This window comes from Arcobacter sp. L (assembly GCF_000284235.1).
GTDB lineage: Bacteria > Campylobacterota > Campylobacteria > Campylobacterales > Arcobacteraceae > Aliarcobacter > Aliarcobacter defluvii.
This window is the reverse complement of sequence record NC_017192.1, coordinates 2,715,736-2,730,995: the sequence shown is the minus strand read 5'-3', so window position 1 is coordinate 2,730,995 and position 15,260 is coordinate 2,715,736. Positions and strand designations below refer to the sequence as shown.

Annotated in this window: 14 protein-coding genes, 3 tRNA genes and 1 pseudogene; 10 read left to right on the top strand and 8 right to left on the bottom strand. The window is 25.5% G+C overall.

Features of this window, described 5'->3' with window-relative positions:
- Position 1: 1 nt before the first annotated feature.
- Both cbiB and ABLL_RS13485 read left to right on the top strand, forming a co-directional pair.
- Entirely contained in the window at positions 2–892 is an 891-nt protein-coding gene (cbiB, locus tag ABLL_RS13490) for an adenosylcobinamide-phosphate synthase CbiB (RefSeq protein ID WP_014475340.1), read from the top strand.
- Positions 889–1,311 (top strand): hypothetical protein, encoded by a 423-nt coding sequence (locus ABLL_RS13485; protein ID WP_014475339.1) that lies wholly within the window; start codon positions 889–891, stop codon positions 1,309–1,311. The genes cbiB and ABLL_RS13485 overlap by 4 nt, the downstream gene beginning before the upstream one ends.
- Positions 1,312–1,323: 12 nt before the next feature.
- On the opposite strand, the gene ABLL_RS13480 is transcribed toward ABLL_RS13485, so the two are convergent.
- The 4 genes from ABLL_RS13480 to ilvD all read right to left on the bottom strand — a co-directional run bounded on the left by ABLL_RS13480 (position 1,324) and on the right by ilvD (position 6,460).
- A complete protein-coding gene (locus tag ABLL_RS13480) occupies positions 1,324–2,547 on the bottom strand; it encodes an ArsS family sensor histidine kinase (RefSeq protein WP_014475338.1) in 1,224 nt (407 codons plus the stop codon).
- Positions 2,544–3,221, bottom strand: coding sequence for a response regulator transcription factor (locus ABLL_RS13475; RefSeq protein WP_216833238.1), 678 nt, complete (start codon positions 3,219–3,221; stop codon positions 2,544–2,546). Before ABLL_RS13475 ends, ABLL_RS13480 begins: the two co-directional genes overlap by 4 nt.
- Before the next feature lie 11 nt (positions 3,222–3,232).
- On the bottom strand, positions 3,233–4,654 hold the full coding sequence (locus ABLL_RS13470) for a Do family serine endopeptidase (protein ID WP_014475336.1): 1,422 nt from the start codon (positions 4,652–4,654) through the stop codon (positions 3,233–3,235).
- A gap of 117 nt (positions 4,655–4,771) precedes the next feature.
- Positions 4,772–6,460: a dihydroxy-acid dehydratase gene (gene ilvD, locus ABLL_RS13465; RefSeq protein ID WP_014475335.1), complete on the bottom strand. Its 1,689-nt coding sequence runs from the start codon at positions 6,458–6,460 to the stop codon at positions 4,772–4,774.
- 192 nt (positions 6,461–6,652) lie between these two features.
- Here ilvD and ABLL_RS13460 point away from each other — a divergent pair.
- From ABLL_RS13460 to ABLL_RS13445, 4 genes are all read left to right on the top strand, one after another.
- Positions 6,653–6,739 (top strand) — tRNA-Leu (locus ABLL_RS13460).
- Positions 6,740–6,751: 12 nt separating this feature from the next.
- Positions 6,752–6,840: transfer RNA gene (locus tag ABLL_RS13455), tRNA-Ser, on the top strand.
- A 64-nt stretch (positions 6,841–6,904) separates the two neighbouring features.
- A tRNA-Cys gene (locus tag ABLL_RS13450) sits at positions 6,905–6,980 on the top strand.
- A gap of 106 nt (positions 6,981–7,086) precedes the next feature.
- A complete protein-coding gene (locus ABLL_RS13445) occupies positions 7,087–7,302 on the top strand; it encodes a response regulator (RefSeq protein ID WP_014475334.1) in 216 nt (71 codons plus the stop codon).
- A gap of 10 nt (positions 7,303–7,312) precedes the next feature.
- On the opposite strand, the gene ABLL_RS13440 is transcribed toward ABLL_RS13445, so the two are convergent.
- Positions 7,313–8,284, bottom strand: a complete 972-nt coding sequence (locus tag ABLL_RS13440; RefSeq protein ID WP_014473003.1) for an IS30 family transposase — start codon at positions 8,282–8,284, stop codon at positions 7,313–7,315.
- A 104-nt stretch (positions 8,285–8,388) separates the two neighbouring features.
- On the opposite strand from ABLL_RS13440, the pseudogene ABLL_RS15270 reads away from it, so the two are divergent.
- The 4 genes and pseudogenes from ABLL_RS15270 to ABLL_RS13425 form a co-directional block, all read left to right on the top strand.
- Positions 8,389–8,535, top strand: a pseudogene (locus ABLL_RS15270) (response regulator); the annotation flags it as partial.
- Positions 8,536–8,856: 321 nt separating this feature from the next.
- Positions 8,857–10,203: an EAL domain-containing protein gene (locus ABLL_RS13435; RefSeq protein ID WP_014475333.1), complete on the top strand. Its 1,347-nt coding sequence runs from the start codon at positions 8,857–8,859 to the stop codon at positions 10,201–10,203.
- The gene (locus ABLL_RS14820; RefSeq protein ID WP_014475332.1) at positions 10,200–11,888 is read left to right on the top strand and encodes a sensor histidine kinase; all 1,689 of its coding nucleotides are present in this window, start codon (positions 10,200–10,202) and stop codon (positions 11,886–11,888) included. Before ABLL_RS13435 ends, ABLL_RS14820 begins: the two co-directional genes overlap by 4 nt.
- Before the next feature lie 115 nt (positions 11,889–12,003).
- Positions 12,004–12,228, top strand: coding sequence for a lipoprotein (locus tag ABLL_RS13425; protein WP_014475331.1), 225 nt, complete (start codon positions 12,004–12,006; stop codon positions 12,226–12,228).
- 41 nt (positions 12,229–12,269) lie between these two features.
- Here the strand turns inward: ABLL_RS13425 and ABLL_RS13420 are convergent, their stop codons facing one another.
- From ABLL_RS13420 to ABLL_RS13410, 3 genes are read right to left on the bottom strand one after another with little or no spacing between them, the layout of a single operon-like run.
- Positions 12,270–13,238 carry a hypothetical protein gene (locus tag ABLL_RS13420; RefSeq protein ID WP_014475330.1) on the bottom strand — a complete coding sequence of 323 codons (969 nt, stop codon included), beginning with the start codon at positions 13,236–13,238 and terminating at the stop codon, positions 12,270–12,272.
- Complete coding sequence (locus tag ABLL_RS13415; RefSeq protein ID WP_014475329.1) at positions 13,231–13,902, bottom strand: ABC transporter ATP-binding protein; 672 nt, start codon at positions 13,900–13,902, stop codon at positions 13,231–13,233. The genes ABLL_RS13420 and ABLL_RS13415 overlap by 8 nt, the downstream gene beginning before the upstream one ends.
- Positions 13,899–15,077 (bottom strand): ABC transporter permease, encoded by a 1,179-nt coding sequence (locus tag ABLL_RS13410; RefSeq protein ID WP_014475328.1) that lies wholly within the window; start codon positions 15,075–15,077, stop codon positions 13,899–13,901. Before ABLL_RS13410 ends, ABLL_RS13415 begins: the two co-directional genes overlap by 4 nt.
- Positions 15,078–15,260 lie beyond the last annotated feature (183 nt).

The following is a 15,260-nucleotide window of genomic DNA, read 5'->3' as shown; positions in this document are numbered from 1 at the left end:
AATGTATTATGAAGTAGCATTAATAGCATATATTTTAGATAGAATTTTTAGAGAGTTTGAAGAATTGAAGTTTTTTAAACATCCCATTATTTTGATGGGAAATTATATCTCTTGGTTTCAAAAATATTTTTATAAGGACTCTATTTTTAGAGGAGTATTACTTACTTCTTCTCTTTTGTTTATTGTATTTATAGTCTCATATCTATTATCTTTATTTGATAATATTTTAGTTCAAGGATTTTTAGCCTCATTTACTTTGTCTTCAAAATTACTTTATGATAGTGTAAAAGATGTAGTTTCAAGTGATGATATAAATATCAAAAGAGAAAAAATTTCAATGCTTGTAAGTCGTGATACAAAAGAATTAAGTGATAGTGATATAAATAAAGCTGCTATTGAAACTTATGGAGAAAATCTTAGTGATGGAGTAATTGCACCTCTATTTTATCTTTTATGTTTTGGAATAGTTGGCGCATTTATTTATAAAGCTGTGAATACTCTTGATTCTATGGTTGGTTATAGAAATGAAAAATATGAAAAATTTGGAAAGTTTAGTGCAAGAGTTGATGATGTTTTAAATTTCATTCCAGCAAGAATAACTGCTATTTTGATTTCAATACTATTTTTTAGTTTAAAAGCATTGTTTGAGTTTAAAAAATATGGAAAAAAACATGATAGTCTTAATGCGGGGCTTCCAATATCAGCTTTAGCACTAGCTATAAATGTTAAACTTGGTGGTCCTACTTCATATTTTGGTAAGTTGAAAGATAAACCATATTTTGGAGATGGAAAAGAAATAATAGAAAAAGATGATGTTTTAAAGGCATTATCTCTTAGAAACCGTTTAGATATATTTATAATAATTGTTTTAAGTTTAGGAGTATTTATATGACTTATGAAGAGTGGTTTTTAAAACAAGGAAAACTACATGCTAAAGTGATGGAAAAATTGATAGATAAATCTGTTGATGAGGTAATAGAGTATTTTAGATTTGAAAATATGGTAAAAAATGAACCAGATTTTTGTCCACTTTATAAAGATAATAAAAAATGTCATGATATGGAAGATTTAAATTGCTATTTATGTGCCTGTCCAAATTTCAGATTTAAAGATGATGGATTTGAAAAAACAGAAGATGGAAAAACTCTATTTTCAGTTTGTAATATCAAATCACGTGATGGAGCACAATATATTGGTGAGGATTATATTCATCAAAATTGTTCAGGTTGTATAGTGCCACATAGAGCTAAATATATTAAAAAATATTTTAATAGAAATTGGTTTGAAGTTATGAAAGACGTGAGAAATTAGAAACTTAGAAAACTACTTTTCCATATTTATGATAAAGTAGTTTTTCCCATCTTCGTATTTATATTCAAGTTTAAATCCATGTAAACTTACTATTGTTTTTACAATATAAAGCCCTAATCCAAAACCATCACTTCTTTTTTCTTCTTGTGAAAATGCTTCTGTATAGTATGATAATTCATTTTTAAGTGGTTCACCGAAAGAGATTATTTCGATATGTTTTTTATTTGCATTGATTATTGCTTTTTTATTTGTTGAAAATTTTATTGCATTATCAATTAAGTTTTTTAAAGCAATTGACATCATATAAATATCAACATCAAATTTGAAGTCTCTTATTTTAGCTGCAATATTTTCTGGATTTATCATCATTAATTCTAAAGTTTTAGAGTAAATATTAAAAAAGTTAGTTTCCTCTTTATAAATCATTGTATTTTTAGAAGTCAGTTTTTCAACAGTTGCTAACTCTTTGATAATATCATCCATTCTTTTAAATGCACGTTGAAGATTTTCTCTTGTTTTATCATCTTCAAGTGTTTCAGCGATGAACATAGCTTTTGTGATAGGAGTTTTTAATTCATGCATCATATTTCGCATAAACAAGTCTTTTGATTTAGATTGATTGTTTATAATGTTTATAGCTTCATTGAAATTTCTAGCAATCGTTCCAATTTCATCATTGCTTGTATAGTTTAGTTTTATATCTTTATTTCCATTCGAAAATTCAATAATTTGTTTATTTAATGTGTTTAAAGGTTTTAATTTTCTTTTTAAAATTTCATATAAAAATAAAAATGTAAATAAAGATATAGCAAATCCCACAATTATAAAAGCCATACTATAGTTATGGTTTGCAGAGTCTTTTAACATTAGATTGTAACCATATTGTTGAACATAAATATAGTATATGTCATTATATTTATAAACTCTATAAGTTCCTAAATAGTTTTGAGTGATTGTTAACTCTTGAGCATTTTTAATAATTTCTAATTTTTTATCTCTATCTTCAATAGGCATAACTTGGAACTTTTTATATAAAGCTATAAGTGATTCAACAGTTGGTTGATTTTGGAATGAACTTAAAAAATTTTCTGCAATTAGTTCGTATCTATTTTGAAGTGATAGTTCATGTTTTTGTTTATCGTAATTAATAAACATTGCAAAAGTTATAAAAATAGAGATAAAAGCCAATGTAAATATGATATTTACAAAAGTAGAAATAGAGATATTTTTTATCATATTAACTGATATCCAATACCTCTTACTGATTTAATATAAGTTTGACTATCATCAATTTTTGATAGTTTTGTTCTAATTCTTGAAATAATTACATCTATATTTTTAAGCGATGAATCATCTTCTATATTATCACTTGCATAAATAAAATCTTCTCTTGCAACAACTCCATGATTTCTTTGAATTAATAGTTTTAAAATATCATATTCAGCTAATGTAAGAGTTAAGGCAACACCTTTAAAAAGTATTTGCATATCACTATCTTTTACTTCAAATAAAGAGTTTTGTTCAGTTTTTTTAGGTTCATCTTTTGATTCTACTCTTTTTAAAATAGTTTTTATTCTAGCTTGCAATTCTCTTGGATTATATGGTTTTGGAAGATAATCATCAGCACCTCTTTCTAAACCCATAACTTTATCTAAAATATCATCACGAGCTGAACTAATGATAATTGGTATATTTGATTTTTCTCTAATTTTTGGGATTAATTCTAATCCATCAATTTCAGGAAGGGTTAAATCAAGAATAATAAGTTGATAATCTTTATGCACATTAAGCATTGATAGTCCATTATATGGACTATCAGTATTTATAACTTCTATGTCGAATGATTTTAAATAATCTGTGATGATTTGGGCTAACTCTAAATCATCTTCTATCATAAGTACTTTTATTATGGTCTATCCTTTTATTGAATTACAAACATTATAGTTTGTCCATATCTATTTACATAAACTCTTTTATATTTATTATTATATCTTTTTAATGCTGTTTCAACATTTGTAAAGTTTTTAATTTCGACATCTTCTATTTGAATAATAACATCACCAGCTTGGAAACCAGCTTTTTCAGCTTTAGATTTTGGTTCTACATCAGAAATTAAAATTCCTGTTATATCAGAAGATAATCTAAATTGTTTTTGTGTTTCTGCATCAATTTGACTAAGTTTTAAACCACCTAGGAAAGTATTGTTGTCTGATTGAATTTGTACTAAACTTGTTCTATCTCCTAAAACAATGTTTAATGACATATCTTTTCCATCTCTTTCTATGTCTAATTTAATTTTTTCATCAGGTTTAAATGATGCAATTGTGTTTTGTAAAGAACTTCTATCTTTGATAGCTTTTCCATTTATTGCATAAATTAAATCACCTCTTTTTAATCCATATTTAGCAGCTGGCGTTTCAGCAGAAATATCTAAAACTAAAGCACCTTCTTTTCTTTTATAAACTTTTGATAACTCATTTTCTAAATCGGCAATTGCAACACCTAGATAACCTCTAGTAATTTTTCCATCAGCTACAAGTTTTTCCACAACATCTTTTATCATAGCAACTGGAATTGCAAATCCAATACCATTATTCCCACCACTTTTTGAAATAATAGCTGTATTAATACCTATTAATGCACCTCTACTATCAACTAAGGCTCCACCAGAGTTTCCAGGATTTATAGAAGCATCAGTTTGAATATAGTTTTCATATCTATTTATTCCAACTTTATTTTTATTTAAAGCTGAAATAATACCTTGAGTTACCGTACTTCCAATACCAAATGGATTTCCAATAGCAAAAATAACATCACCAACTAATAAACTATTAGAATCTCCTAATTTAATAGGACTAAGAGCTACTTCTGACTCAATCTTAATAACAGCAATATCACTATCCGCATCTTTTCCTATTAATTTTGCATTATATTCTGTATTATCATCACCAATAGTTACAGTAATTTCCTCTGCATTTTCAATAACATGATTATTTGTAACAATGTATCCATCTTTTGAAACAATAACACCTGAACCTAAAGATCTTTGAACTCTATTTTGTTTTAATTGATTACCAAATTGGTCACCAAAAAATCTTTTAAAGAATGGATCATTAAACATTTGAAGAGGCAATGTATCCAAACTCGAATCTACATGTTTTTTAGCAGAAATATTAACAATTGAATTTAAAGAATTTTTAATACTACTATTAAAAGATAAGATTTCACTTGTAGAATTTGGAGTAACTCTTACTGGATTTTTATCCATCATCTCAAAATCTATAGTTTTAGCAAATAATTGAGTTGCAATTATTGTAGAAATAATTAAAAGTTTTTTCTTCACTTTTATATCCTTTTTTCGATTTATTATTCTGACATTCTAAAGTATAAGAGTAAACTATTTTCCAATCAATGGTTAATAGAGGGTTAATATTTTAAAATAGGGCAAAAGCCCTACTTATTATAAATCAGTTTTTAAAACAGCTCCGCAACTTGCGTTTGTTACAAGTGCTCTATATTGTCCCAACCAAGAAGAGTTAAGAGGTTTTTTTAGAGGTACAAATTCATCTCTTCTTTGAGCAATCTCTTCAAATGTAAGATTTACACTTAAAATATATTGGTCAACATCAATATGAATTTCATCACCATCTTTTAATAATCCAATCATTCCACCTTCAGCAGCTTCTGGAGATACATGCCCAATTGAAGCACCTCTTGTTGCACCTGAGAATCTTCCATCAGTAATTAACGCAACTTTATCTCCAAGTCCCATTCCCATGATTAAAGAAGTAGGAGCAAGCATTTCTTGCATTCCAGGTCCTCCTTTTGGACCTTCGTATCTGATAACAACAACATCACCAGCTTTTACTTTTCCAGAAACAATTCCTTTAATAGCCTCAGGTTGTCCATCAAAACAAACAGCTTTCCCTGTGAAAACTCTTGAACCAGTAATTCCAGCAGTTTTAATAACAGCACCTTGTTCTGCTAAGTTACCATAAAGAATTGCTAATCCACCAACTTGTGAATATGGATTATCAATAGTGTGAATGATATTTGTATCTTTGATATAAGCATCTTTGATTTTTTCTAATATAGTTTCACCAGAGATTGTAAGGTTATCTAATAAAATATCATCACCTCTTTTTGTCATCTCTTTCATAACTGCATTTACGCCACCGGCTTTGTTTATATCTTCCATATGAACTGTACTTAATGATGGAGAAATTTTTGCAATATGAGAAACTTTTTTTGAAATACTATTTATATCTTCTAAATTAAAATCAACATTTGCTTCTTTTGCAATAGCTAACATATGAAGAACTGTATTTGAACTTCCACCCATTGCCATATCAACAGCAAAAGCATTTTTAACTGCATTTTCATTTAAAATATTTTTTAATTTATATTTTTCTCTAGCTTGAGCATCAAGTGCAATTTCACAAATTCTTCTAGCTGCTTTTCTATATAACTCTTCTCTTTCAGGCGTTAGTGCTAAGATAGTTCCATTCCCTGGAAGTGCAATTCCCATGGCTTCCATAAGTGTATTCATAGAGTTAGCTGTAAACATCCCTGAACATGAACCACCACTTGGACATGCATTACACTCAATATCTTTTAACTCTTCATCACTCATTTGTCCAGCTTCATGTTTTCCAACAGCTTCAAATGCAGTCGCTAAGTCAATTGGAGTTCCATCTTTTGTGTAACCTTTTTCCATTGGTCCACCTGATACAAAAATAGTTGGAACATTAACTCTTAAAGCTCCCATAATCATACCTGGTACGATTTTATCACAGTTTGGGATAGCAATCATTGCATCAAGTTTATGTGCATTCATTACTGTTTCAATAGAATTTGCAATTAATTCTCTTGAAGGAAGAGAAAATAACATACCATCATGTCCCATTGCAATTCCATCATCAACACCAATAGTATTAAATTCAAATGGTACACACCCATTTGCACGAATCTCTTCTTTTATGATAGCAGATACTTTATCTAGGAAAAAATGTCCTGGAATTAATTCAATAAAAGAGTTTGCAACACCAATAAATGGTTTATCAAAATCTTCATCTTTAAGTCCTGTTGCTCTTAACAATGATCTATGAGGTGTTCTATCGAACCCTTTTTTTACTTCATCACTTCTCAATGTAATATCCTTTTAAATATACGTAAATTATATGAATAAATTATACATTTATTGCTGTTCAATTTCCATTAAAATGAGGTATTTTTTAGAAATTTAGAAATTTATTCAAAAAACTCTTGACAATAAATAAAAAACCTATTATAATTCCAGTCCGATTTGAGTAAAAGACTTAAATTGTCTTACCTATAAAAAGCGAGTGTGGCGGAACAGGTAGACGCGTTGGACTTAAAATCCAATTCCCGTTTGGGAGTATCGGTTCGATTCCGATCATTCGCACCATTATTAATGAGTAGAGAGTTGACAGAGTTGGTCGATTGTACCGGTTTTGAAAACCGGCGAGGTTCACGCCTCCGAGGGTTCGAATCCCTTGCTCTCTGCCATTTTTTAAAATTAAATCATTTAACTTTTTATCATTATTTGATTTAACTTATCCAATATTTTGTTGGAGGTATAGCAAAGCTGGTAATGCCTCGGATTGCAAATCCGACATGCGTTGGTTCGAGTCCGACTACCTCCTCCACTTAAAATTCTTCCGTAAATTATTTAAAAATAATTTTTCTTTTATACTATTATTATTTCAATTAACATATAATCTAAAATAAATTCTTTAATTTTAGGAATCTCAAATGTCAGAAAAAATATATATCTTATACATAGAAGATGACAAAATAGTGGCTGATTCTGTTTCTAGGACTTTACAACTTTTAAATCAAAAAATATTTACAGCATATGATGGTGAAGAAGCTTTAGGTATCATAGAAAAAAATCCAATTGATATAATTATTACTGATATTAGAATGCCAAAACTAAATGGTACGCCAATTCAAGAGATAAATGCATAAATTCACCAAACTAAGCTGTTAAAACTTTTGCAACTTTAGCATAAAAAACCTCAGATGGAGTTTTGTAACCAAGAGATTTTCTAGGTCTGTTATTTAACCTGTTTTGTATTTCTCTAATTTCTCTTCTTTTGACTTTAGTGAAATCTGTTTGTTTTGGTAAATACTGACGTATTAAACCATTTGTATGTTCATTTAATCCTCTTTCCCATGAATGATATGGATTTGCAAAGTAAAACTTTGTATCTAAAGCTTTTGATACTTCTTCATGATAAGCAAACTCTTTACCATTATCAGAAGTAATTGTATGAGTAATTGCTTTTATTGGATAAAGCATATCAATTAAAGCTTGTGTAACCACATCAGCTTTCTTAGAATCAACTTTTTTGATGAGAGTAAACTTTGTTGCTCTATCAACTATTGTAACTAATGCTCCAATATGGTTTTTACCAATGACTGTATCAATTTCAAAATCACCAACTCTTTTTTTGTATTCAACAACTTTTGGTCTTTTCTCAATTGATACTCTATTTTTAATAATTCCTCTAGAGTTATAGTCATTTCCTCTCTTGTGATACTTTTTGTTTTTATGACGTAGCATTAAATATAACTTTCCACCATGGCATTTATTTTTGTAGATATATTGATAAATAGTTTCATGTGATACATAAGAAAGCTTTTGTAATTTCATTACTCCTGATATTTGTTCAGGAGACCAATCTAATTTTAATTTATCTTTGATGTAATTCATTACTTTTCTAGTAAGCTTTAAATGCTTTGATTTATATTTGTGTCTATAGAAACTAAACTGTTCAGCAAGTTCTGGTTTATAAATACCTTCAGAACTATTTCTCTTTATCTCTCTACTAACAGTGGATTGTGAAATACCTAAAGTATTTGCTATTTGAATTTGAGTGTATCCAACTTTAGTGTAAGCAGATATTTGATATCTTACTTTTAGGGTTAACTGTGTGAATTTTCGCATAAATATTTTTCCTGTTTTTGGCGAAATAAGGATAACAAAATATTTGTTAACCCCACTTACACCTTTTCTTCAGAAATTATGCATTTATGATTTGAACTTAGGGTATAAATTTAGTAGAAAAATTAAGGCAGAAAGATTTAGATATTCCTGTAATAATTACAACAGCTTTTAACGAAATAGATTATTTAAAAAAAGCTATAGAATTAAGTATAGAAAGTTTTATAGAAAAACCTATAGATTTACGAAAATTATTACAAACTGTTTCAAAAATTTCTCAAAGAGTAGAAACAAAACGGGAACTAGAGAGAAAAAAAATCCAAATTGAACATTTTAAAGAAGCGATTAGTAAAAGCAATCTAATAATAAGTACAACTAAAGATGGTTTAATTAAAGATATAAATTTTGATTTATTCTCTGATTTAAGCGATCAAATTTCAAAATATAAAATAGAACATATTTCTTCTTTAATAGATGAAAAAGATTTAAAAATAATTTATGAATTTGTAAATAAGTATGAAGTTTACAATAAAACAATAAATATAAATTTTCAAAATAAAATATATATTGTAAATTTGACTGCTTTCGCTTTAGAATTTGATTATGATGAAATTAGTTCAATTAGTTTTATATTTAAAGATATAAGTTTAGTTGTAAGAGAAAAAGAAGAGATAATAAATTCATTATATCTTGAACCAATTACTAAACTTCAAAATAGATCTTCTTTAATTAAAAATATAAATGAGAGTAAAGATTCTCTAAATTCTTTAATTATTATAGATATTGATAATTTTGGAAGATATATTAAAATGTATGGTTATGAAGTTGGAGATAAGATTTTAAGAGATATCTCTTCTAAATTAGAAGAATTTATAAAATTAAATAAAAGACAAAATTTACATTTATTCAAATTAGATAGTGATAAATTTGCAATTTTACTAAAATCTTCAATAAAAATAAAAGAACAAGATTTAGCAAAACTTTCAAATGAATTATTGAGTTTTTTAGAATCTTCAACATTTTTGATAGATGAAACGATAAATTTAGATTTATCGTTTACTTTTGGTGGAGCTTATTTTGAACAATTTGACATTTTAACAGAAGCTTTAATAGCTAAAGATGTGGCTCAAGATAGAAAATTAAACTATATTGATTTTTCAAATGTTACTGATTCCAGAGAAGCTTTTCAAAAAAATATTGAACTTGAAAAAAAGATAAAAAATGCATTTTTAAATGATGAAATTATCACTTATTTTCAAGCAATAGTTGATAAAGATAAAAATATAATAAAATACGAAGCTCTTGCAAGAATATATGATAGTTTTGAAAAAAAAGTTTTAACACCTTATTCTTTTTTAAATAATATTCAACATTCCAAAAATTATACAAAATTTACAAAGATTATTATTAAAAAAGCTATGGAAGGAGAATCACTTTTACATAAAGAAATTTCAATAAATCTTTCTTATGAAGATATTATAAATCCAGAAATTATTGATTATTTAGAAAAAATATTAAAAGAACACAAATCAGTTATAACTATTGAACTTTTAGAAAGTGAAGGTTTAATTGATATGGAAAAAACTATAAAATTTTGTACATTAATGAAAAGTTATGGTGCAAGAATTGCAATTGATGATTTTGGAAGTGGATATTCTAATTATGAATATTTTTTATCTTTACCTATTGATAAAATAAAATTAGATGGTTCCTTGGTTAAAAAAGTTGGTGAATACAGAGGTTTTATTTTGATTGAATCAATTATAAATTTTTGTAAAAAATGTGATATAAAAGTAGTTGCAGAATTTGTTGAAGATGAGAAAACTTTTAATATTTTAAAAAATTTAGGAGTTGATTATTTTCAAGGTCACTATTTTAGCGAAGCAAAATCTTTAGATGAATTATTAAAAGAGAAACAATGAAATTTTTAAATAGAGTTAATTATTTAAGTAGATTTACATATTTATTTATTTTAGCAGGAATTAGTCTATCAAGTTTAATTCTGGTTATTCTTTTTGCAGAATTGTCAAATTATCAGAAATTATCAAATCTAGATAAAGCAAAATTTGAATTTGAGCAAAAGAAAAAGAATATTACAAAATTTTATGAACAATATAAAAGATTTTTAATTTCTTTAGATGAAAATACAATATTTCTTAAATATCTAACAAATCCAAATGAAGAAAATCATGAGAATTTATTGAGTCTTTTTGATACTTTAATGAGTGATAAACCAGAGGTTACACAACTTAGATATTTAGATGAGACAGGAAAAGAAAAGATTAGAATAGATAGAAACTTTTATGGTGAGATTCCAAATATAATTTCAGAAGTATCTTTGCAAGATAAAAGTAAAAGAGATTATTTCATAGAAACGATGGCTTTAGAACAAAATATGATATATGTTTCAAAACTAAATTTAAATATCGAAAATGGAAAAATAGAAAAACCTATAAAACCTGTTTGGCGATTTGCTATACCCATCGTATATAAAAATAAAAGACGTGGAATTTTAATTGTAAATATTTTTGCAAATAAATTTTTGCAAGAACTTATCCAATCAAATACTTTTAATGTTGATGTTTTTGACCAAGATAATCAAGTTTTAGTTTCAAGTTTTGAAAATAGACCTCAATGGACTAAAGATTTAGAAAAAACTCCAATATTAGAAAAAGATAAATTTATTTTAGAAGATATATTAATTGATAATATAAATAATGAAGTTTTACACATTGGGTTTACTCCAAAAGATTGGGCTCTAAGTTTTTTTGAATTTGTAAATAGTAAAATTATTATTTTAATTTTTGTAATATTTATTATCTCATTTATTTTGGCTTATTATTTAGCAAAAATACCAAAAAAATTATTTGATGAATTAGAAAGTCAACAAAAATTTATTTTACAACAATCAAAACTTTCAGCAATGGGAGAAATGATTGCGATGATTGCACATCAATGGAGACAACCATTAAATGGAATTTCTGTATTAATTCAAGAAATAGAAATAAAAAAAGAGATGAATATTTTAGATGATGAACAATTTAATTTTGCAACTACAAATATAAAAAATACGTTAAATTATATGTCAAAAACAATAAATGATTTTAGAAATTTTTTCAAACCTTCTAAAAATAAAACAGAATTTAATTTCTTAGATGCTGTTAGCCAATCTTTTGAATTATCAGAAGTTAGATTAAAAGATAAAAATATAGAGTATGAAATTAAATATTCACATAAACTTGATTTAAATTGTTTTTTAATTTTATCTTTTGAAAGTGAAATAAAACAAGTATTTCTGAATTTAATAAATAATTCTGTAGATGCATTTTTAAGTAAAAATATAGAAAAAAGAAAAATAATTGTGAATTTAAAATGTGATAATGATTTAATATATATTGAATTTATTGACAATGCAGGTGGTATTGATAATAAATTAATAGACAAAATATTTGAACCATACATATCTTCAAAGGAGTCGCAAAATGGAACAGGTTTAGGTTTATATCTTTCAAAAATGATTATAGAAAAGAATATGAGAGGTACTATTATTGCTGAAAATATAGAAAATGGAGCAATTTTTAAAATATCAATTCCAAAGATAAAATAATAAGTATAACAAAAGAGTTATTTTTATAGATATAACACAATTAATACACGATTAATCTGATATTATTCCACATTGTTTTTTAAGGAAACAAAAATATAAAAAAGGACGCAATACCATGAAAAAAATTTTATTAGGAACAGCTGTAGCATTAGTTTTATTAACAGGTTGTAATGAAGAGAAAAAAGCACCTGCAACTCAAACAGAAGTAACAGCACCAGCAGCACAAACTACTGAAGCAACTGCACCTGCACAAGAAGAAACTGCACCAGCAGCACAAACTGAAACAACAGCTCCTGCACAAGAAGAAACAGCTCCAGCTGCACAAACTGAAAGTAAATAATTATTTTTTATATTCCGTGTTGATAAATTCAGCACGGATTTTTATAAAAAAACTCCATTAATCAAATAATATTTAATCACATAAAAAGAGCATAAGAGTATAAAAAGAGTATTAAATATTAAAGAATATTTGTATGTATATGCTAAATCTTTATTAATAAAAGTTTTTAAAATGAAACTTGAAACACCAAAAAAAGTTCCTAAAAATAGAGTTCCCCAAATAAAATATCCAATAAAATAATACTCTTTTTGAAGCATACAAAAAGGACATTGATGAGTTGGAAGTTGATATATGTAAGTTGAAAAAAAGTAAGTTACTGCATAATAACCAATATATAAAAACATAAAATTTATTATTAGATTTAAAAAAGATGATTTTTGAATACTTAAAATTGTTGTTAGAACATATAATAGATAAAAAACAATCAAAAGATTTGTAATTGATAAATCAAAAGGGATTTTGCTTCCTGTATTATTAACTCCAAATATTACAGAACAGCACATTACTGGCTCTTTTGTAGAGATATTATTTAGAAATGAAAAATCTAAAAAGAGTTCAATAATAGATAAAATAAAAATAAAAATGTATAAAATATATTTTTTTTGTGTATATGGATATGTTTTTGCTTTTAAATCTAAAGTGTTTATTATTAACCAAACACCAATAAAAAATAAAATTAAAATCTTTAAAGCAAGATTTATTTGTCCAAATTTATTTGCTCCAACAATTCCAGCTGCACACATAGCACCTGGGACAATATTTGATAAATTATCTAAACTATAAGCAAAATAGGGAAATAAAACTATTTTTACAATTAGCGTGAAACTAATGATTAGAATCACTAAATAAGAGGTTTTTTCAAGTTTATATTGTTTGTTTGTTGTTTTATTAAAATCCCAATTTTTTATAATAGAGAGAGAAAAATAAAAAGCAATTGTTAATAAAATAAAAAGAATAATTTGCACAAATAAAAATATAATTACTTCATTTGATAATAAAATACTACTCACTAATTATTCCATTTTTTATATTTATAACGTTGTCAATAAAATCAAGATTGTCAAAAATTGGGTCGTGAGTTGCAACAATAATTGTTTTGTTTAATTTTTTTAACTCTTTTAAATTTTCAATAAATTTGATTGAATTGTCAAAATCAAGATTTGCAGTTGGTTCATCACAAAGAATAATATCAGGATTATTTACAATTGCTCTTGCTATTGCACATCTTTGTTTTTCTCCACCTGAAAGATTTGATACTAACTCATCTTTTTTATGTGAAATATTTGCTAGTTCTAAAGCTTTTAAAACTTTTTCATTTATCTCTTTTTGAGAAAAACCAACTGGAATTAATGGAATTGAAACATTCTCTTTTACACTTAATTCATTGAATAGATTATATGATTGAAAAATAAATCCTAATTTTTTTGCTCTAAAATTAGAACTATGTAAATCAGGAAGTTTAGCAACACTTTCATCATCAATAATAATTTCACCACTTGTTGGTTTTTCCATAGTTGCAATAAGTGATAAAAGAGTTGATTTCCCACTTCCACTAATACCTTTTAAAATTACACAAGTTGAAGTTTCTATCTCTAAATTTATATCTTTTAGAGCATAAAACTCTTTTTTTGTATTTTCATAAAATATTTTATTTAGGTTTTTTATTTGTATCATTTCATACTCTTTGTAGAATCAATAATAGCAACTTTCCAAACAGGAATTAAAACAGCACTTAAAAATGGAATCATAAAAAATAAAAATAGGGTGATTAAACTACTTATTTCAATATTTGAAGATATTGTAAAATCATTCTGAATATTTGAAAAACCAATAAAAATATTTTTTAAAATAGGTGCATTTAAAATGAATATAAAAATATAAGCAAAAATAACTCCAATAATAAATGCCATAAAAGCAACTATAAAATTTTCCATGATTTTAAGTTTGATAATATCTTTTATACTCCAACCAACAGCTTTTAAAATACCAATTTCTCTTTTATCAGTTGAACTTATCATTGAATATCTTTGATATAAAATCAAAATAAAAGTAAATAAAACAACAATAAATAAAATCAAAAAAATTCCACCTTTGTAGTTGAACATATTTTCATACATTTTTTTTAATTCATCTTTTTGTAAAACTCTAATATTTGAGTGTTTTATAAGTATTTGTTCTTTTACATTTTGTCTTTCTAGATTATTGGGAACATTTAAAATAATATCTGTTGCTTCATCTTCATTTATATTTAATATTTGTTTTGCAAGATTTATATCCATTATTATTAGATCATTTGCAACTAAATTTGCTTCTTTTGGTAAATCTTTGAAAATTTTGATAGTTTCTAAATTGTTATTTGAAAGTTTAAAATCATAAAAATCAAAATAGTGATATTTATCAAAGATTTTTTTTACACCATTCCCAATAATCATAGAATTTGTACTTAAGAAATCAGAGATATTTAAAATGTTTAGAAGTTCTTTTATATTTTTATTTGTAGTTTCTTCAAAAAAATCAACTCCAATAATTGTAAAATAAATATTTTCTGGCATAAAATAGTATAAACCATAAACTCTTTGTTGAACAGAAGTTACACCATTTATAGAACTAAAATCATCTATCCAAGAAGTAGGAATATTTTGTGTTTTTCCACTATTTATTTTTTGTATTACAAAATCACTTTGATTTTCTAAAGTAGAATTTACTTCTTTTTGCAAAGAGTTTTTTAAAAATAAAATTGATGATGTTAAAAAAACTATTAATATAGAAATTATAAAAATAGCTATATGTTTTGATTTATGTTTACTTAAAAGTAAAAATAAAAAATTAAAAAAAACACTATTTTTCATATACAAAATCCAAATAATTTATTTGTATAGAAAGTGGATAAAGATTTGTTGAATAATCTTTGTACTCTTTTATTCTTGCTTCAAAAATATTATTTGAATAAGCAAGATTAGGAATTTTTGTAATATTAGTAATTTTTGATGAATAATTAATCTTTTTATTTATTAAAGAATGAATAAAAATAA